Annotated in this window: 11 protein-coding genes; 1 reads left to right on the top strand and 10 read right to left on the bottom strand. The window is 46.1% G+C overall.

Features of this window, described 5'->3' with window-relative positions:
• Positions 1–238: 238 nt before the first annotated feature.
• Positions 239–3,769, top strand: a complete 3,531-nt coding sequence (locus GWO68_RS08075) for a PQQ-dependent sugar dehydrogenase (RefSeq protein WP_162345923.1) — start codon at positions 239–241, stop codon at positions 3,767–3,769.
• A gap of 124 nt (positions 3,770–3,893) precedes the next feature.
• Here the strand turns inward: GWO68_RS08075 and GWO68_RS08070 are convergent, their stop codons facing one another.
• The 10 genes from GWO68_RS08070 to GWO68_RS08025 all read right to left on the bottom strand — a co-directional run bounded on the left by GWO68_RS08070 (position 3,894) and on the right by GWO68_RS08025 (position 20,570).
• Complete coding sequence (locus GWO68_RS08070; protein ID WP_162345922.1) at positions 3,894–5,030, bottom strand: glycosyltransferase family 61 protein; 1,137 nt, start codon at positions 5,028–5,030, stop codon at positions 3,894–3,896.
• Positions 5,031–5,289: 259 nt separating this feature from the next.
• Entirely contained in the window at positions 5,290–8,739 is a 3,450-nt protein-coding gene (locus GWO68_RS08065; RefSeq protein WP_162345921.1) for a PA14 domain-containing protein, read from the bottom strand.
• Positions 8,740–9,691: 952 nt separating this feature from the next.
• Complete coding sequence (locus GWO68_RS08060; protein WP_202923703.1) at positions 9,692–10,927, bottom strand: glycosyl hydrolase; 1,236 nt, start codon at positions 10,925–10,927, stop codon at positions 9,692–9,694.
• Positions 10,927–11,766: a glycosyltransferase family 2 protein gene (locus tag GWO68_RS08055; RefSeq protein WP_162345920.1), complete on the bottom strand. Its 840-nt coding sequence runs from the start codon at positions 11,764–11,766 to the stop codon at positions 10,927–10,929. The genes GWO68_RS08060 and GWO68_RS08055 overlap by 1 nt, the downstream gene beginning before the upstream one ends.
• 13 nt (positions 11,767–11,779) lie before the next feature.
• A complete protein-coding gene (locus tag GWO68_RS08050; protein ID WP_162345919.1) occupies positions 11,780–13,018 on the bottom strand; it encodes a glycosyltransferase family 4 protein in 1,239 nt (412 codons plus the stop codon).
• Between the two features lie 12 nt (positions 13,019–13,030).
• Positions 13,031–13,966: a nucleotide-diphospho-sugar transferase gene (locus GWO68_RS08045; RefSeq protein ID WP_162345918.1), complete on the bottom strand. Its 936-nt coding sequence runs from the start codon at positions 13,964–13,966 to the stop codon at positions 13,031–13,033.
• 49 nt (positions 13,967–14,015) lie between these two features.
• Positions 14,016–15,314, bottom strand: a complete 1,299-nt coding sequence (locus GWO68_RS08040; protein ID WP_162345917.1) for an O-antigen ligase family protein — start codon at positions 15,312–15,314, stop codon at positions 14,016–14,018.
• Positions 15,311–16,552 (bottom strand): glycosyltransferase family 4 protein, encoded by a 1,242-nt coding sequence (locus tag GWO68_RS08035; RefSeq protein WP_162345916.1) that lies wholly within the window; start codon positions 16,550–16,552, stop codon positions 15,311–15,313. Before GWO68_RS08035 ends, GWO68_RS08040 begins: the two co-directional genes overlap by 4 nt.
• 39 nt (positions 16,553–16,591) lie before the next feature.
• A complete protein-coding gene (locus GWO68_RS08030) occupies positions 16,592–18,109 on the bottom strand; it encodes a lipopolysaccharide biosynthesis protein (protein WP_162345915.1) in 1,518 nt (505 codons plus the stop codon).
• A gap of 88 nt (positions 18,110–18,197) precedes the next feature.
• A complete protein-coding gene (locus GWO68_RS08025; protein WP_162345914.1) occupies positions 18,198–20,570 on the bottom strand; it encodes a polysaccharide biosynthesis tyrosine autokinase in 2,373 nt (790 codons plus the stop codon).
• Positions 20,571–20,574 lie beyond the last annotated feature (4 nt).

Raw genomic sequence — 20,574 nt, 5'->3', positions numbered from 1 at the left:
TTGCACTTAACAAATATTAATTAATATATATTATATAAATATAGCTAATTAATTGATTTATAAAACTATAGCTGACGGTAAGCGTAATTTTCCAAAGTTATAAGGTTAGTTATATCCTATTTTATAAGAGTACAAACCTGTAAATGCGCATGCGAACAGCTCAGAACCAGGAGTTTGCCCTGTAAAAATTCAAATTCTGATTAAGTAACTATAGATGTAAAACGATTACCCTTAACGTATGAAAAAAAACTATACCCAACGCGGAGGAGGCTTCTCTCTGCTACTTCGTAACGGCACAAAACAAAAGCAAAAATCAGCCTGGATCTATACTTTACTTTTTTCCTGTTTTTTATTTTTAGTTGGTTCAACTATAAGCAATACAGCCACGGCGCAGCCTTCCGGCTTTGTTGTTGAAGATATTGGCGGCGCCTGGAACGCCGCTGTCGGGCTTACCTTCTCTAAAGATGGCAAGCGTATGTATGTTTGGGAAAAAGGTGGCAAAGTATGGATCGTGGAGAATGGTGAAAAACTGCCAACTCCGCTGGTAGACATAACCGAGGAGGTTGCAGACTGGGGCGACCATGGGTTGCTTGGTTTTGCCATCGACCCCAATTTCGACTCCAACGGCTACATTTACCTATACTATGCTGTAGACAGGCACCACCTGATGAACTTTGGTACCGCCAACTATAGCTCCACCAAAAACGAATACTATAATGCCTCTATTGGCCGCATTACGCGCTACACGGCACGTACATCAGATGGCCGCAAAACCGTAGACCCTGCCAGCCGCAAAATACTGGTAGGCGAAACCAAATCTTCAGGCGTGCCCATTTTGTATGAGTCACATGGGGTAGGCTCGCTATACTTCGGCGAAGATGGTTCGTTGTTGTTCTCGGCAGGCGATGGTGCTACCGGCGGCTGGAAAGATTACGGCTATTACGAAGACGACCCCAACAAACCTGCCGATACATTTATACCACAAGCCCTTGCTGATGGCATTATTGTGCCTGAGCAGAACGTAGGTGCTTTCAGGGCACAGCAAACAACTTCTATTAACGGCAAAATACTGCGCATAAATCCAGCAACCGGAGACGGCTATGCAAATAACCCATTTTATGACGGCTCCAAACCACGGTCTGCTGCGTCACGGGTATGGGCTATGGGTTTCCGGAATCCGTTTCGTTTTACCATTAAGGCAGGTACAGGCAGCGCTACCAACCCCGGCGTAATTTACCTGGGCGATGTGGGCTGGCAAACCTGGGAAGAGCTGAACGTGGTAACCAAAGGTGGCCAGAATTTTGGCTGGCCGGTATACGAAGGCTTACTGGAGCAGGAATATTACTACCATCATCAGGTGGCGAAGCCAGGCGCTACAAACCCGTTGCATGGCCAGGGTACCTGCAACCAGCCGCTGTTTTATTTCCAGGATCTGATTTATCAGCCAAAGCAAACCGGCGATGTATATTTCGGAAATCCGTGCCAGTGGGAAACACCAATACCAAGCAGCATTCAGACATTTGTGCACACACGCCCTGCCATTGACTGGGGTAACCGCGAAGGTGGTTCCCGCACAGGTATTTTCAAAGACGGTAAAGCAGATGTGATCAATATCGGGGCAGCAGGCTCGCCGGTTTCAGGTCCGCAGTTTAGCGGTAGTTCTGCTACAGGCGGTGTATGGTACACGGGCACACAGTTTCCGGCCGAGTATCGCAATGTATACTTCTTCGGAGATTATGGTGCCGGCTGGATAAAGGTAGCTACGTTCGATGCCAACCATAATCCGAAATCAGTGCGTAATTTTATTGATAAAGATGTAAACGTAGTTGATTTTGCCGTTAACCCGGTAACAAACGAGCTATACTTTATAAATTATGCCACGCAGGTTAAAAAAGTAAATTACTACGGCGACAACATCCCTCCGAAAGCTGTAGCCAAAGCCGATAAACTGTTTGGCTCCAGCCCGCTGACTGTTAAATTCAATGGCAGCGAATCGACAGACCCGGAAGGCAAACCGCTGACCTATGAATGGAATTTTGGAGACGGATCGGCAAAAGCAACTACAGCTAACCCGGAACATACCTTTACCGGCACAGGCATGAAATCATTTGAAGTGGTGCTGAAAGTTACGGATGCCGGCGGCTCTACTGCTACTTCCAAACTTACCATCATCCTGAACAATACTCCGCCTAAGGTAGAGATAACAAGCCCGGCCGAAGGTACCAAATATCCGCTTACCCAACGCTCGGTATATAACCTGCGAGCCACTGTTACGGATACCGAACACAGCGAGAACCAGCTAACATACGCCTGGCAAACCACGCTGCACCATAACGAGCACGAGCATCCCGAGCCTATCGATAACAAGAAAGAAACGACGGCTACCATTATCCCGATCGGGTGTGATAACCATACGTATTTCTACCGCATAAGCCTGACTGTAACCGACGCCGGTGGACTGGCCACTACCGATTATGTGGATGTTTACCCGGATTGCAGCGGCGGAACTATAGAAACTGTAAGCCTGACATCGCCTGCCAACAATGCCAGCTATGAAGTAGGCGCGCCTATAAACCTGTCTGTTAAGTTTGCAGATACCAACCGTAACTGGAGCAAAGTAATCTACTACGCAGGTACTAATCAGATTGCAGAATCGTCTACGGCGCCGTTTACGGCAGTATGGAACGGCGCTACAGCCGGCACGCACAACATTACCGCACAGGCCACCGACGATGGCGTGCATTACCATGCTACTGGGGCGGCAAACATAGCCGTTGGCGGCAGTACCCAGATCAGTTTACCAAACTGCTTGCCGGGCGTTACGCACTACTTCGGTATGGATGAACTGACCAGCGAAAAAACTTACAAGGATTTTGCATCTGCCTCGCTGGCCAACTGCACCGATTGCCCTACACCAAGTTCTGGTAAGTTTTATGGTGGTGCTACTTTTGGAAATACCTCGGCTGTAAACCTGACGGATGGCTCTAAATTTAACTGGGGCAAAAACACCCCGTTCGCTATTGATTTCTGGATGCGCACTACCTCTAAAGTAGATCGTAACTCCGTGATTATCGGACGTAATGCTACTTCCTCGCAAATGCACTGGTGGATTGGCATGGACCCGAATGGCTATGGAATATTTATGCTGAAAGATGCCCAGCACCACGGCTTGTACATCGGCGAAAAAGGACCGAAGCTGAACGACGGAGTCTGGCACCATGTAACGGCTGTGCGCGATGCTGCTACCAACAAAAACATTTTATACATAGATGGTATAAAAGTAGATGAAGCCGAAATTGCCTACGATAATGGGTTTGAAGGCACCGAGCCAATAAATATCGGTTACCTGGAAGTAGGGGATGGCTACCATTTTAACGGCGAGCTGGACGAGTTTAAACTATACGACCGCGCCCTGACCGCAACCGAAGTTGCAAGCGAATACAACGGAGGGCAGGGAGCTTATTGCGGTACAAATCCGCTGGGCTCGGGCAAAGAGCATGCATTGGATAAGTTCTTTGAAGTGTACCCTAACCCGGCTAAAAACGGCAACGTGAACCTGTGGATGACCGAACTGACACCTAACCAGGAAGTAACCGTGCAACTAAGTGACCTGACCGGCAAAAAGATCATCCGGAAAACACTGAAAGCCAACGCCGAGGGCCAGTTACGCGGAACCCTGCAGCCCAAAAAGCTAAGCACCGGCTTATACAACCTGACACTAACCCTGCAGGACGGAACCATAAACCGTAAGATTGTGGTGCTGGAATAACTAGAAGTAACTATAACTATAGCAAAGGCCGGTAACTATACCGGCCTTTGTTTTAATATTAGGCATAAAAAAGCCGCTGTTGCAGAAATGTAACAGCGGCTTTTTTATAAACCATAGTTTGAGTTTAGGGCAGTAGTTGCGTGAGTTTTATCCGCAGTTCTTCAGGGGAAATGTAGATGTCTTCAGCGGTGTTGCTCCAGTGGTTTTCCTTGTTGGCGGTTCTGTCTACCAGGCAGTTATAAGGCATATGCAGGACGTGGCACAGGTAAAAGTAGTAGTTTGGCCGGTATCCCTGGTTAAATAGTTCAAGCACTTTTGTGCCCGGGTCGCACCACAACAGGTTGGTTAAGGCCGCGCCGTGCGGACTAACGATAGCTTCTGCTCCCCTAAACAATTTTATCTGCTCATCTACGCTTCGGGCTCTGTCCTCAATAAACTCAAAACCAAATGCTTTAAGTACAGGCAATAATTCTGCCTCGTTGGTTACTTTGCGGCGGCCTGCTCGGGCAATGTATAACCTGCGTTTTTTAATAGGTTTTTCAAGGTCCGGTAAAAAGCGTTTCCGTAGCAGGGCAATGTCGGCAGCAGTTGGGATGTATTCTACCTGGTTGTTGCCTGCAATTACACGATCAGCCTGTATTTCCTGTTTCCAGTTGGTTCGGGTGTCCAGCACAGTTTCTTCCGGGATGTTCAGTTTTCGGAGGAATTCTTTTTCGTAAGCAGTCTGAAAGAGCGGGTAACACACTTTTGCTTTTTGCCAGATCTCGGGTCCGTACACTTGCTCGATGCGGCAAAGCTTGGCTACTACGTACATAATGTAATCGTAATAAGCTCCCCAGAAATGCGACCAAGGAGCCACTACTAACGGGTACGTTACACTTTCGGTTTTGATCGGAGAATCCAGAAGGCCGGCAGAGCAACCGTAATCCAGGTTCAGGAGCTGCCTGTTGTTGAGTAGCACTACCCCCGAACGGCTAACTTTTATAGTTTGTACAGCTGTGTTGCGATCTATAGCCCAAACCGTGTCGGGTTCAAATTCAAAGTCGGCCTCTTCCTGCAGCATTTCGCCTGTAACAGCGTCGTTTAGTTCGGGTATGTGTACCGGCGGCGATTGGTGCTGGTAAACTATAGCGTGTTTTAAAAGGGCTATCGTTTCTTCGCGGGTAAGCGGGTTTCGCCATACTTTGCCCGATACCGAAAGCATGGTGGTTTTGAACTGGTTACGGGCATTGCCCGCTATTTCTTTTAAATTGAATTTCATAGGGTGTAAACTGCTATCTGAACTATAGTTCCTGATAAAAAGCAGTGCGTTTGTGTTACCTGGCTTTGGGTTTATATGGCCGAAAACGTGAACTGAACTATAGTTTTGCCGACCCCACATTTATACTTGATCTGTATAGTTTAGTTGCTATGTTTTTCCTGTGTTTTAAAATTCCGGAAACATAAAAAGGCGGTACTAGCCTAAAGCAAAAAAGGTGCATCCGTTACAGATGCACCTTTCTATAGTTGTTTGTTGTTAATTACTCTTTGATAACTTTAAGCGATTTGCTGTTACCGTTGCTGTCTGTGTATTTCAGAAGATAAATTCCGCGTTTCAGACGAGCGCCAGTCAGGTCCATCTCCAGTTTGTTGTTAACCAGCTGCAGGTTGTCTTCTTTGTATTTAACCTTGCCATCCTGCGTCATGATCACAACTGACTGTAGTTTCACATTCTGAGAACCCATATCCAGGGTAAGTACAGTCTTAAACGGATTAGGATAAGCTGTTACATCCGTGAACGAGATATCTGTGTCTGCTGTCTCGGTTGTTGTGCTTGCAGAAGCCAAGGTAATAGAACCTGCATCTGTTGTGCTTCCGATCGGAGACAGTCTGTTACCGGCAATCGGTCTTTCCTGTGTTCCGTTCGGTAACTGCCAGCCTACTGAAAGGTGGTCGCCACCATACACATCCATCATCACGGCCTCAATGTAGTAGCGCTTGCCAGCTTCCAGGGCTATCGTTGCCGATTTCTGCGATGCAAATTTCGTGTACTCCCGTGAGTTGGTCCAGCCGGTTACCGAAGCAATCTTCACTTTCTTAGCCGGGTCTTCCGACGTGCTCAGGTATAGTTCAGAATAATCATCCGAAGCGATCCAGAACGTATAGTTACCAGAAGACGGAGCTGTTACATAACCTTTGATACGCTGACCATAGTCATCACCTACGTTTTGTGGCGCTTCGAACAATGTCAGTTCAGAAGTGCTTGTAGGGTTTGAAGTTGGCACTGCTGCTACGCTTGTTCCTGTAACATTAGACCAGAACTGACGCGTAATTTTACCAGTTACCGTAGTTGTTGTACCAGGCACAGTAGCTACAGGCTCTGTGGTTGGTGTTGTAGTAGTAGTAGCAACGCTTCCCATCGGCGACAGTCTGTTACCGGCAATTGGTCTTTCCTGCGTACCGTTTGGCAGCTGCCAGCCTACAGATAAGTGGTCACCACCGTCAATATCCACCATGGCAGCCTCAATGTAGTAACGCTTACCTGCTTCCAGGGCGATCGTTGCCGATTTCTGTGATGCAAACTTGGTGTACTCACGAGAGTTAGTCCAGCCCGTGATCGAAGCGATCTTCACTTTCTTGGCAGGATCCTCAGACGTGCTCAGGTATAGTTCCGAGTTGTCATCAGATGAGATCCAGAACGTATAGTTACCAGTAGCCGGTGCTGTTACATAGCCTTTCACACGCTGGCCATAATCGTGGCCTACGTTCTGAGGAGCTTCAAATAAGGTCAGCTCAGACTTAGACGTCGGGTTTGTAGTCGGGATAGAGGCTACCGAACCAGTTGTAATATTTGACCAGAACTCACGCGTGATCTTACCTGTACCGGTTGTAGAACCTGTTGTAGTACCTGTAGATGGTGCTGTGCTGGTTAAAGCTGTTACAGTTATAGTAGCTGCTGTCGATGTTTTAGTAGCACCTGAATTGTCAGTAGCCTTCGCTGTAATAGAGTAGCTGCCTGCCGCTGCATTTGCCCAGTTATAGTTGTATGGGCTCACAGTAGATTCACCGATCTTGGTTGAACCCTGGAAGAACTCTACTTTAGCAATTTTACCGTCGGCATCGGTTGCTGTTGCTGACAGGGTAATAGCTGTACCTGCTGTATACGAGGTACCTGTTTTAGGCGATGTTAGCGTAATAGCCGGTGCCTGGTTAACTGTTGGCGTAGGCGAAGTAGTGGTAGGAGCAGTGCTACCCATTGGCGACAGTCTGTTACCGGCAATTGGTCTTTCCTGCGTACCGTTTGGCAACTGCCAGCCTACTGAAAGGTGGTCACCACCATCAATATCCACCATAGCTGCTTCAATGTAGTAACGCTTGCCTGCTTCCAGGGCGATCGTTGCCGATTTCTGTGAAGCAAACTTGGTGTACTCACGAGAGTTGGTCCAGCCATTGATTGAAGCAATTTTTACTTTCTTAGACGGATCTTCAGACGTGCTCAGGTATAGTTCCGAGTTGTCATCAGATGAGATCCAGAACGTATAGTTACCTGTTGTTGGTGCTGTTACATAACCTTTCACACGCTGGCCATAATCGTGGCCTACGTTCTGAGGCGCTTCAAATAAGGTCAGCTCAGACTTAGACGTCGGGTTTGTAGTCGGGATAGAGGCTACTGAACCAGTTGTAATGTTTGACCAGAACTCGCGGGTAATTTTACCACCAGAAGTTGTTGTACCTGTTGATGTTTCTGTAGGTGGAGCTGGAGCTGGTGCTGGAGCCGGAGCAGTTGCTATCGGGCTGGTTGATGCACCAGAGCCGTTAGGGCCTAGTACTATACCGTTTTTAGCAAGCTTCTGCTGCCAAAGCTCAAATTCAGCGGCTTCAGTCTGCAGTGTTATAGTACCTGATAGGTTAGTGTTGTTGCTGTAAGAAGCATACTGGTTAACTGTAAAGTCGTTACGGTTGTTATCCCAGCCCCATGCTGTAATACCTACTACGTTGTTGTCGATAGAGTTAGAGAAGGTTGTTCCCATTTTGTAATAGTCAGCACTCCAAAGTCCTGAAGTATACATGTTAAAGCGGGTACCATCCTTAAACGTAGCAGAGTTGATAGCGCGGTTGTGGTGATAACGGATGTTGTTACCGCCGGCAATACCCATGCTATAGTTACCCAGGTTTACCAGGTGGTTGTCGTGTGCTTCTACGTAACGGGTAGCCTGGTCTAAACCGGCGTTTGTGTCAGATATGATACCACCACCTGAGTATTCGTTACCAGTTGCAGGGTTAGGGTATGCACCCTCGATGTAGTTGTTGTGGATACGGATAGGAGAATCGGAAGTACCGCGTGAGTTAAACAGGTTAATGTTATCCTCTACAGCAGACTTGCCTGGCTCATTGATTACCTGGTTCCAGCCAATTTCAGCGCCGCGCACATCGCCACGGAAGTTGAACTGTACAAACTGCACCAGGTCAGTATCGCCCTGCACACGGCCATCTATGTTTTTGGCTTTGTTGTAGCGTATCTTGATAGACTCGGAAGTAGTTCCGTTACCAACATACTGCTCGCCAACAAAAATACCGGCAGTGCCTTCCATGTAGCAGTTCTCTACAACTACATTACGGAAAACGTCTATTGATAAAAAACGGCGTGACTTCGGATAGTCTCTCCAGGCAGTTGGAGTTAAACCATAACCATTCGTGTGGCGAACTGTAATGTTAACGCCATGGCCCCAGCTTTTGATAAGGTAACCGGCACCACGAATATTGGAATTTACGATAACTACAGGTTCAGATGTTCTTACGTCTACGGCAGGAATTTCTGAATCGCGGGACTCCCAGTTACCAGTGTAAGTACCACCCTTTGTGATCACCAGCGGTCCGCTGTATGTCTGGGCTTGTACAAGGTTGGGGATAAACACACTCACTAATACGGTGAGTAATACGGCAAGCAATAGCTGAGCCTTCTTATTTACATAAGAGGTTTGTGTATTCATCTTTTTTGGCTAAAAGTTGAAAATATTTATTTTTCCTTAATCACCCTTTTCTGGTATCTGTTAGTGTATAGCACTTTACCTGAAAAGAGCAGAGCAAGTAAGCAAGAATCTGAAACTATAGATGCAAACTTAAATTGCTCATATATAAGTTGTTGCAAATATAAGGGGGAAAATTTTATAAAAACTACACCTATTTTCGATTTTCTGAATAAAATTATAAAAGCTTTATAAAATTACATCTTTATGTAATTGCAAAAAGCCTAAATAAAGCAAATAAAGCATGTTTTTGTAAAAGTTTCAGGGCGGCTAAATATTTAATTCTATAAAAAATTATAATTTAATTGTATTGATATTATGTTTATAAATAGGATTAAAACTATAAGTTCAAATTTATTGTGTGCTAGCCCAGAAATTTTAAACAAAAATTGAAGAAAATTTAGATAAGTATATTTTAATTTAAACATATAGATATAACTATACTTATAAACCTAAAGCGACTTTTGTGTGGAATTGTACTGTTTGATGAGAAGCAAATTCAATTTTAATAGTCTTTTTAGTGACGGCAGTTGGTAATCAAATGGTTAGAAGTGAAGTGAGGATATGAAATAGCACCGAAATTAACTGCCACTAATTGATCTATACAATGTATGTGTTTAGGCTAGCTTGTAAGCTTGAGGCCTCAAACCAGCCTTAAATTCCGTAAGAGAGGTGAACAGTATACCACTAAACTATAGCTGGAGCGTCCTGACTGGTAACGAACTATAGCTTGGCCTATGGCCCACTCACATCTCAGACTCGCTCTTAAAGTTCATCATGAAATTCAAAACGCGCCAGTAAACTAAGTATAGAGTAACCCACGCTTGCCAGACAGCTTCAAAAGCTGAACCCTTAATATGATGCGCTATCTATAGTTACGTTAATGCTACAAACTATGAATAAGGGAATTGGATGTTTACTGATTTTGTGGACCCAGCTTAATGCCGGCTAATTTTAACTTCTGTTGCCAAAGCGTAAACTCCCGGGCTTCCAGGTTTATAGTTACTTTGTCAGGTAAATGTTCGTTGTCGTAAACCGAGGCTACAAACTGGGTGCTATCGCCCACATCGTTTCGCCAAGTTCGGTCGCGGCCAAGTACGGCCAGCTGGTTGTGGTGTATGCTATTGCCATAGGTTAGTTTGCCTTTGTAGTAATCCCGTGCCCAGATGCCGCTGGTCCAGAAAGGGAAGGGAGTGCTGTCCTGGAACGAGGCAGCCACTACCGCCCGGTTGTTGCAGACTTCTATGTTATTGCCTCCTGCTATACCTATACAATGGTTTCCGAGGCCAACCAACTGGTTATCATGTATCATAACAAATGCTGTAACCCTGGCAGAATCTGTTCCCGGGGAATCGGTAAGAATGCCGCCCCCTGAGTAAGAATTGCTGTTGGCAGGGTAGGGGTAAGCGCCTTGTATATAGTTGTTATGGATGCGCATCGGGGAGTCGGGAGTGCCGCGCGAATTAAAGATATTGATGTTATCCTCTACAGCTGACTTATCGGGTTCGTTGATCACCTGGTTCCAGGCAATTTCTACAGCAGGTACCTCACCTTTATAATTAAACTGCACAAACTGTACAATGTCTATTCCATTATAAGTGCGCCCGTCAATGTTATAGGCTTTGTTATAGCGTATTTTAATAGAGTTAGCAGGCGTACCGTTGCCGGTATAGTTCTCGCCAATATAAATGCCGGCCGTATTATTCAGATTGCAGTTTTCAACCACCACATTCCGGAAATGATCTATCGTCAGAAATCTTCTGGATTTGATGTAGCCGCTCCAGGGGGTAGGTGTTAGCCCATAGCCACTGGTGTGCTTTATAGTTATGTTGGCATCATGCCCCCAGCTTTTTATAAGGTAGCCCGCCCCGCGTATTGTAGAATTTATAATGGTAACAGGCTCAGACGTACGCACCTCTACAGCCGGTATCTCAGAGTCCCGGGATTCCCAGTTGCCGGTATAGGTGCCGCCCTTTGTTATAACTATAGGCTTATCAAATTCCTTTGCTTGTAATACCCCTACCGATGGGGTACTGTTTTTCTGGTTGTTAATAGTTACAACTATAGCCGCTAACAAAACTATAAAAGCAGAAAGCCATAAAAATACTTTATGGCTCCGTTGCTTATTATAGTATAGTGTTGCTGCCTGCATTACTTAACAAGATAGCCTAACAGCCGGCGGGTATAGCCATTGGCAAGGTAAAAGGGTATATAAGGTTTTGGGCAGTTTTTAAAAGTAAACCGGGTAAAGTCGCGCAGGTTACCACCACCTTTAATATCGAATAAGTGTTTGTAGTAGTTTTTCAGGCTCTTGTTTCGGCGGTTCTCACGGTCGCCGCTGGCCTCAGGGTATGTTAAGATTTTAGCATCGTAATTTACATATAGCTCAAAACCTGCACGGCGGGCAGTGTGCGTATAGTCAAAGTCAGCGATATAATGCGGAAAACGGTCTTCATCAAATAAACCGATTTTCTCAAAAACTGCTCTAGGTATAAACAGGCCACGACCCGGTAAGTGCGTTACTGCGTGCAGGCCTCGGCGTTCCGGTTCCGGTATAATTTCCAGTATCTGCTGCGTGCTGCCAGATATCCAGTTTAATCTTTCGCCACCGAATATCGGTTTGCCGTTCTCTGCATCTAGCTCTAGAGCCCCGATCAGGGCTTCCGGCTTTTTAGCATGCCATTTATACATCTGCTCTATCATGCGCTCATCCACTACCACATCGTTATTCATGGTCATGATCTTATCTGCGCCTTGTTTCAAAGCATGGCGGATGCCCAGGTTCACGCCAGCTGTCCAGAACAGATTGCCATCGCCGCGCAACACATCCACCTCAGGGTATTCTATGCGCAGCATTTCATCCGTACCGTCCGTAGAGCCGTCGTCAACTATAATTACTTTAAAATCCTGGTTGGTTTGCCTGTTAAGGGAGTCAAGGCAGGCGCGGGTAAATTCTTTTCTGTTAAATACAGGTATAACTATATGTATCATTGGGTCGGGTTGTTTATAGTAAAACTTCTTGCTGCGCAGGTGCATACGCATTATAGTACGCAGCCATGTGTTCTATTTTCTTGTTAAATGTGTGTTCCCGCGCTACTTCAAAGGCTCTTTTGCCATAGTGTAGCAGCTGCTCGGGGTTATCGTACAGGTTTGTTACGGCATCAGCCAAATCCTGACAGGTTTGTTCTGCTGTAGTTGGTGTTATTTTAATAGCCGCATCATCCGGTACAAACGCTTTTACGCCATATAGGTTTAGTGTTATGAGCGGTAATCCGTAGGCCATGGCTTCTAAATACTGCGAGGCAAACGAATCGCGGAGACTGCAGAAGAAGAACAGGTTATGCGTAGTATAGGCTTGCTGTACTTCCTGCCACGTTACCTGCCCTCTTACGTTTACTTTTCCATGAAGTTTATAGGTATCCAGCCACTCCGGGATCATGTAAGCTGCCGGGCCATCGCCGATTATAGTTAGCTCATACCGAACATCACTCCGTACTTTTGATAAGGCTTCCAGAACTAATGGCAGCCCTTTACGCGGGTAAACCCGTCCAACCCATAGTATCTTTAGTGTACCGTTAAACTCCCTTTCAGGCATTTGTTCCGGGTAAAAACTTTCAGCAAGGCTGGTGTCCAAGAACATTTCCGGGTTTTTAGCGCCATTTGCTACTGCCAGGTTATATGTGTCTTCGTTGGTAACAAAAACCTTATCGGCGTGCTGCATGGTCTGGCGCACGTTGGGGTTAAATTTTACCAGCAGGTTGCTTACAAAATCACGGACAAGCTCCATGCGCCACCAATGGTAAAAGTATTTCTTAAACGCTACCGGGGCTTTTTGTCCGCCACCCACTGGTCCGAACAGCAGCGGCTTTTTCAACTTCCAGAGGGCCGAGCTCATTTGCAGGCTACCCAAGGTAATATGGTGCACTACATCAAAAGCTATAGTTGCCGATAACTCCTTCGCTTTTTTATAAGCTTGTTCTTGCCATACTATATAATGTAAGTATACGCCGGGCTGGTAACGGAATGCATAGTTCACCCAGTCGGGCACGGTAACATAAATGATATGCAGGTTAGGTTCCTGTACGCGTTCCAGCTCCGCTTCTATTTCATCTTTGCCCTCAGGGGTTGTCAGGCAGTATACTTCGTAGCCCAGCCGTGCCGTTTCCAGTGCCCAGTTCCAGCCGTTTCCGAGCTCGGAGCCACTGTTGGGTTGGCAGGCGTAGGCGGAAAGCAGAATCTTCATGGTCAGGCGGTGTTATAAACTGAAATTGAACAGGCTTTTGATTTTGGCACTTACTTTATCGCGGATGATGTAGTTGAAGTACCGCTTATCAGATTCCTTGTCCTGGATCACAAAACGCGGATGGCGCAACGGAAAAGAAATTTCCTGTTCTTCCACTTTGGCTTTATCCTCATGCTGGTTAAAGGTATGGGTAGCATCTTCGCCGAAGCCAATGTTACGTACCAGGTTCACTTCCGGCACTATGCATAGTCCTGAGTTGCTATAGACTGTAAAATCCCACTGGTAATCCCACACGTCGCCTTTTTCTATATTCAGGTAAGTATCATCAACTTTGCTCAGGCGGTACGCTTTTTCAAACTTGTTGAGGAAAATATCGTCCAGGTACCCTTTTCGTTTCAGCTCAGGGTAAGTGGTAATGTTGAAGTCGTATAGTTGCCAGGCACGGCGCCAGGTAGCCCAACCCCAGCTACTGACTTTGTTAGAGAAATAATACGAGTAATCTGAATCACGGCGCCAGCCGTTCAGGTAGTTGTTGCCGCTGATGTGCATTACGCGGGTATCGTTTTTATACTTCTGCAGCAGTTCCTGGCAAAACCAGAAAAAGCTTTTTGAAGGCACACAGTCGTCTTCCAGAATAATTCCTGCTTCCTCGTTCTCAAAAAACCAGGTTATAGCCTGAGCCGGAGCAACACCACAACGCAGGTTCTCTTCCCTGAAAAGTGTTTTTACTTCGCAATCCCAGTCTACCTGCTCCACTATACGGCGGGTCTCAGCGCATTTTTCTATATCTGAGGGTACATGAGGGCGCGGGCCATCGGCAGCAACATATAGTTTGGTCGGCTTCACCTGGCGGATGCGGTCGAATACTTTCTGGGTCGTGTGTGCTCTGTTAAATATGATCAGCAGCACAGGCGTGTGCAACGGATTATGTTCAGTAGAAATACTCATGTTGTAAGGGTTTAATATAGCATACTGCTATTTTTTGCAGAGGTTGTGTTTAAAAGTACACTGCCGGCCTGCCTTGCTGGCGTCGTGCCATCATGCGGCTGGCAAAGTCTTGCAGGTAGGTTTGGCGTGGTACGCTTTCTTTCTCCATAGCAACTATACAAAGGCCTAAAACGCCATAGTAAAATGGAGGCAGCACGTACGAAATGCCAAATATGAAACCACTGCATACAAACGTAAACAGGATGATCTGGTTGGTAGTTAGCTGAAACTTTTTTATACCCTGGTAAATAGGGCGGAAGGCAGCCGTCAGAAACAGCGACAGCCCGATCATACCGGTATAGAATAGCACATCCACATAAAAACTATGGAAGAAGTGTCCTTTGCCATCTTCAAAAACTGGCTTGTCAATATCATCGCGGTAAAACTGTATAGGTAGTTCAAAGCCTTTAAAGCGCATACCGGTCACAAAGTTGTCCTGGATAAAAGGCAGGTACGACATCCATTGCTGGTAGCGCCAACCCCCTGTACCCTGCGACTCCATGTTCTCGATATCAGAGAAGTTCTCCATTACCTTGTCGATGATCTCGGGGTGGATGGAAAACAGGAACGCGCTGCTTGCTATGCCCATCACCAACATAACCGTAACTACAGGCAAAAGCTTAGTGGCAAAGTTTATAGGTTTAGGCGTCTTAAACTTGATGAGCAGGTAATAAATGGCCAGCATAACAGCTGTTACCACCCAAACCGTGCGGTGCTGGAAAAAGAAGATCGTGAGCAATACAAAAAAGGTCATACCCAGGTTATAGAGGCCACCTTTATAAAAGTAATTGCTCATGAAATAGAACAGCGGCAGCACCATCATATAAACCGAGGTAGAGTGAATACCGCGTTCGTGGTGCGTAAACGAAGATATACTTAGCGCATCCGGATTGATAAGTATGGCATTCATCCAGAAAAAGATAAGTATAAAGTATACCAGGTGTACAAACTTGAGGTGATAATGCCCTTTGTAAAACGTGTACATCGAAAAGATATAGTAAAACAGCAGCACCTTCAGGAAAACGTGCGGGTATACCATAAAGCTGTCGTACACATACTTCGACTCAAACACCAGGGCAAAGACGTAAGCAGTAAGCAACGCAAAGGCAAACTTCATGTAGTTTGACATGCGCCTGAAATAAAAGATGCTGTATACAAACGAGATTGCTGCGGACCCACGGATAATCAGGTTAAGCAACGCCCCCTGCGATGGTGGATCGTGTGGTGCGGCCAGCTCCATGAACATGTTGTCCATAGTGAAGATGACCATAAGGGGGATGGCAAATAATAGCGAGTAATTCAGTTTCATAAGAAAGTATAGCCTAACACGTTCGCAACCATAGATGCTTTGGCGATTACGTTATTTTGTGCTTTGGCTTCGGGTGCTATAGTTGGTTGATGTGTTTTCCCCAATACGTTGTTATAATAGTTCAGGTGTTGTTCTACGATCACGTCTTCAGAAAAATGCTGTGCAGCAAACCGGCGGGCATGGCGCTCATAACTGTCACGAAGGGAGGCATCTGCTAAAAGCCTGTGCGCGGCTTCCGAAATAGCAGCGGCAGAACGTATGTCGCAAAGTATACCAGCCTTTCCATAGTCGAGTAGTTTAGGTATAAAGCCGCTTTTTTTGCCACCTACAACCACTGTTCCGGCAACCATAGCCTCCAGCACCGCCATCCCGAAAGACTCTTCCTCTGAAGGATGCAACATTACTTTAGCGCCTGCCACATGCTTAAACAATTCGTCTGAGGTCATGCAACCTAAAAAGCGTACGCCTTCGGCCAGGTTATGTTTTTTAGCATACGCATGGGCCAGCCCGTTCTCTTCATAGTTTATGCCTATCAGGTGGTATTCCAGTTTAGGGTGCTGCTGCCGTAGTTTAGCAAATGCCTTCAGGGCTAACGGAATACCTTTTCGTTTAGTAAAACCCTGTACCACCGATACGATGTAATTGCCCTTAACTATAGTTTCGGGTAACAGATCGGGCAGGTGCTCGGGGTAAAAGTTGTTGATTATAGTCGTTTTTTTCCGGATCCAGGCAGGCAGTATACTATAGGTATAAGCTGAGTTGGCAACAAGGTGCTTTGTTTTACGCACCACAATTTCGTTCATCAGGAAACGCACAAAACGAAACACATCGAATTGTTTCAGCAGGATCTTATACGCCACATCATGTACCGACACTACCGTTGGTAACCCGGAACGTAAAGCCGCCCAGGCATACTCGTAGGTCCAGAAAGCGCTGATGATATCGGCTGGGTAGGCTAAGATATGCTGTTTAAGGCCTTCGATCTCTTGCTTGTAAAAGCGCCTGCCGGGCTGTTTCATTTCTAAACTGACGCATACCGTGAGGTGTGTGTCATGCAGAACTATAGGTTCTGGGATTGAATTAGAGTTTGTATATACTACCACGTCGTAGCCACGGCGCAACAAGGCGTTTACTAAGTGGGAGGTAAGCGGGAAAGCATTGGTTTCAGGAAGTGAGGCAGGCCTATTTTCCCATTCCAACAAACTTAAATTAACGGGTCCACAAATTCCTATCTTCATCTAATTATGTACTTTGGATTTCTGTAGCAGGCTTAACTTTTACTCTGATATAAGGCCTGTTCGCTGAATAATTTTGTGCAGGTATGAGTCTGTTTTACCTTGAAGACCAATTTTTTCAAACACTATCTGTAGTTCCTGGCGCAGCAGTTTATGCGGGAAAAGCAATGTAAGTACAAGAAGCAGTACAGCACCGGTTGCCATTTGTGCAATAAGTATAGCCAGTGCCGGCAACTCTGCCGACCGCATAACAGTGCTCACGATATAGATACCGACTGCTACCAGCACGCCGTTAATCAGGCCCGGCATATAAATAGCCAGTTGCTTACTGTGGGGCAGATCCAGTTCTTTATGCATAATCTGCTGGTACATCAGCATCCTTACAAACTCACCTAAAAGCACAGCGCCAGCAAAGCCAACCAACCCGTAGTCGCGGAACAACAAAAAGAAAACACAGATCACAACTATAAACAGTATGTTCAGAATGATCTTAGGGTTAAGTATAGCTTTGGCATCACAAACAATACCGGCAAACATGGTAATAAAGCCCATTGGTATCGCTAAAGCCAGCACCTGTAACACTGGCACCGATTCGCCCCATTGATCGCCTAATACGATGCGAATAATCTCTGGTGCAGCCACCATAATACCCAGGCAAATAGGCATAATTAGCGCTGCCAGCAGTGTTATACTTGACAGGTATACTTTCCCCAGTTTTTCGTTATCAGATTGCAGGCGACTGTACGACGGCATAGCCACTTTTATAAGCGTGCGCGTTAACTGGTACATAGGCAGGTTAACCAGCATAAACGCCCGGCTATACAAACCCAGTTTGTGAGTTCCTAAAAAGCGCCCGATAAGTACGGTAGGCAGGTTCGCGCTGATATACTCCATAAAACTGATAAGCGACATGCGGCTGCCATAGTCGAATAGCGGCTTAAACGATTCCCATTTAAATGAAGGGAGTACCGAATGGCGCACCGAAAAATAAGCCCCAAGTGCGTACGTAAGCGATTGCATCAGGGAAGCATACACCAGGGCCCATACCCCAAAATCAAGGTAAGCAAGTATAATACCTACCACTAAATAAGAGAAAATGTAAGAGCTCGTCTCGATGATGCCAATCGTCTTAAAACGCATTTCACGCTCCAACAGGCTGATTGCCGTCATGGAAAGGCCGTTTATCAGGAACACAAGGCCCATGACCCGCACGATGGGCGCTACATTTGGCTCTTTAAAATAAATAGCGGAGAACGGCGCGATGATCCAGGTTAGTAAAAAGAAGAAAATGCCCAGCGCTACTGAGGTGGTAAAAGCAGCCCGGATGTTATCTGCGGTTATATCTTCCTTCTGGATGATGGCTTTACTCAGCCCCATGTTGGCGAAGTAGCCGCTAAACCCCAGAATGGTACCGGCTATACTAACCAGACCAAAGGCCTCCGGAGCCAACAGACGGGCCATTACCGAAGTATAACCGATCTGCATCACAGCGTTTGCAAAAGTAGAAGCTGAGCCCCACTTTATCCCGCTTACCGCCTTGGATGCTAAATTTTTACTCATAAACTATAGTTTGTCTTTTACCTGGTGGCAACTATATCTATAGTTGCCACCAGGCAGACTTTATAAAGGGTTGTGTTTAGAGGCCGTGCTACACATAATAGTAGGATGCCTTTTTCTTGTAGCCGTACTCGTAGGTGTTGCTGTAATCCAGGTCGTTGATGACCATGTAGATATTCTTTATCTTTTTGGCAGCATACAATTCGTTTATCTGGCCCAGCATGGTCTTATCTGTATACTTATGCTTCACTACATACAGGTTGGTGTCCATGTGCTTCATCAGGATAAAGTATTCTGATACAAACCCGATCGGTGGGGTATCAACCACAACGTAATCATACTTTTCTTTCAGCTGATCGAGCAGTTCGCGCATTTTAGGTAACTCCAGCAACCTGATCGCATTTTCAGGAATAGGTCCGCACGGAATGATGTCCAGGTTCTCAACAGCAGTTTGCTGAATGACTTCTTCCAGTGGCAAGCCCTGCATCAGGTAAGACGAAAGACCGGCTGCATTATGGGTATCAAAATATTTTCCGAACGTAGGTTTGCGCATATCCGATTCTATCAGCACCACCCGCTTACCAGACATCGCCAGTTCGGAGCTCAGGTTAACAGAACAGAATGTTTTACCCTCGCCGGAGATAGACGAAGTAACACCAATCACTTTAAAGCTGCCCTCTGATAACAGGTACTGCAAGTTGATACGCACCGATCGGAACGACTCAGCTATAGCTGAACGCGGATTGTTCATAACAGCTAGTTTATCAGACTTACTGCCATGCGCAATTACCCCCAGGAACGGGATGCTTGTGATCGCGCTTAGGTCGTTTTTGCCTTGTATGGTGTTGTCTACGTTGCTCATCAAAACGATAAAGCCGGCAGGTATAGCTAAGCCAATAAGCAAGGCAAGCATATAGATCATTTTAGGCTTCACGTTTATTGGGCCTACACTGGCCAGCGCTGCGTGGTCTACAATCTTTTTATCGGTGGTGTTGGTAGCAAGCGAGATGGCAGCTTCTGCACGTTTCTCCAGTAAGAAATCGTAACGCTTGTTGATGAATTCCATCTGGCCCTGCAGGTCCATCAGGCGGCGCTCGTTCTCAGGTATCTTGGCCAGGTTGCCCTCAATCTGCCCCATACGGCGGTCCACATCCTGTATAGAAATGTCGGCAGAACGGATCAGGTTTTTAAGGTTGGCAACGATAGAGCTTTTAGTGCTTGCAATCTTGCCTTCCAGTACCTGTAGCAACTGGTTCTTTTGGGTAGCATTTACCTCATAACCAGCTTTTTGCTTGTTCAGCTCCGATAACTCTAAGAACAGGTTGTTCAGGTTAGGGTTCTGGATACCGGCTACCGTTGGCGACACCGACTGCGCAATGCCATTGCCGTTCTGGATCTGCTCCAGGATGTTCTGGTAGTATATTTTATCTGTAGTGATGCGGGCTTTTTCCATTTCCAGCTGCGATAGTTTCTCGTAGCTGATGTTAGACTGCACATCAATGTTGGCTATTCGGTTAGCTGAACGGAAAGAAGACAGGGCCAGTTTGCTCTGGCGAAGCGAATCTGTTAAAGAGGCCAGTTCATTTTCGATGAATTCCAACGTTTTGCGACCATTGTTATTTTTCTCCTGCAGGTCGTTGGCAACATAGGTATTCATCAGGGTATTAAGGAACAAGATCTCTTTGTCCGGTATACTTCCCTGGCTTACCAGCCAAAGCACGCGGGCTTCGCGCTCTATCGGCGAAACGGTGAGGTTGGCCTGCTGGTGTCCTACCTGGCTATCCAAACTGTTAATGGTAAAGTAATGCTTCTTAGCTGGCGATACATCAGCATCTTTGGTAGGTAAGAGCGTAAAGCTCATGTACTTATCTTTGTAAGGTTGGCCTACGGGCAGCACTTTGGTAAATTCTACCTCAGGCAGGTACTCCAGCACCGTGTGGTTCTTAAAGTTATAACGGGCTACATCTTTGCCTTTTACTGTCAGCTCATACTTGTTGCCTGGCAGCATTTTAACTTCCATGGGTACATCTACCAACTGGTTAGCATTGGTATCGAGTTTTATAGTATAAGGCGCCGTTTTATACTGTTCCTCCACTACAATGTTACCGATGCTGTTTAACCAGTGGTCCGATACTTTATAGTAGGATACATTAAAGTCCAGGTGCAGCATGGCTTTGCGAATCATCTCGGTAGAGGTCAGTAAACCAATTTCATCTTCTACTTTAATGCCTTTGTTCTGTACCTCAAGGAGGTTAAGCAGTTCCTGTGCTTTTTTAGAGCCGGTGTGCTGATCGCCAAGCAATAGGGTAGCGCTAAACTTATAAATGCGCTCCGAGCTTTTTACATACACGTAGGCACCTGCCAGGGCAATTAAGCTGCAGATTACAAACAGGTACCACTTTGCTCTGAACTTGAAAAGCCAGCTCTTCAGGTCTATTTCATGTTCTTTTGTATTCTTCTTCATGATG

The organism is Pontibacter fetidus, assembly GCF_010119545.1.
Taxonomy (GTDB): domain Bacteria; phylum Bacteroidota; class Bacteroidia; order Cytophagales; family Hymenobacteraceae; genus Pontibacter; species Pontibacter fetidus.
The sequence above is the reverse complement of the archived record's forward strand: the minus strand, read 5'-3'. Positions and strand labels throughout refer to the sequence as shown.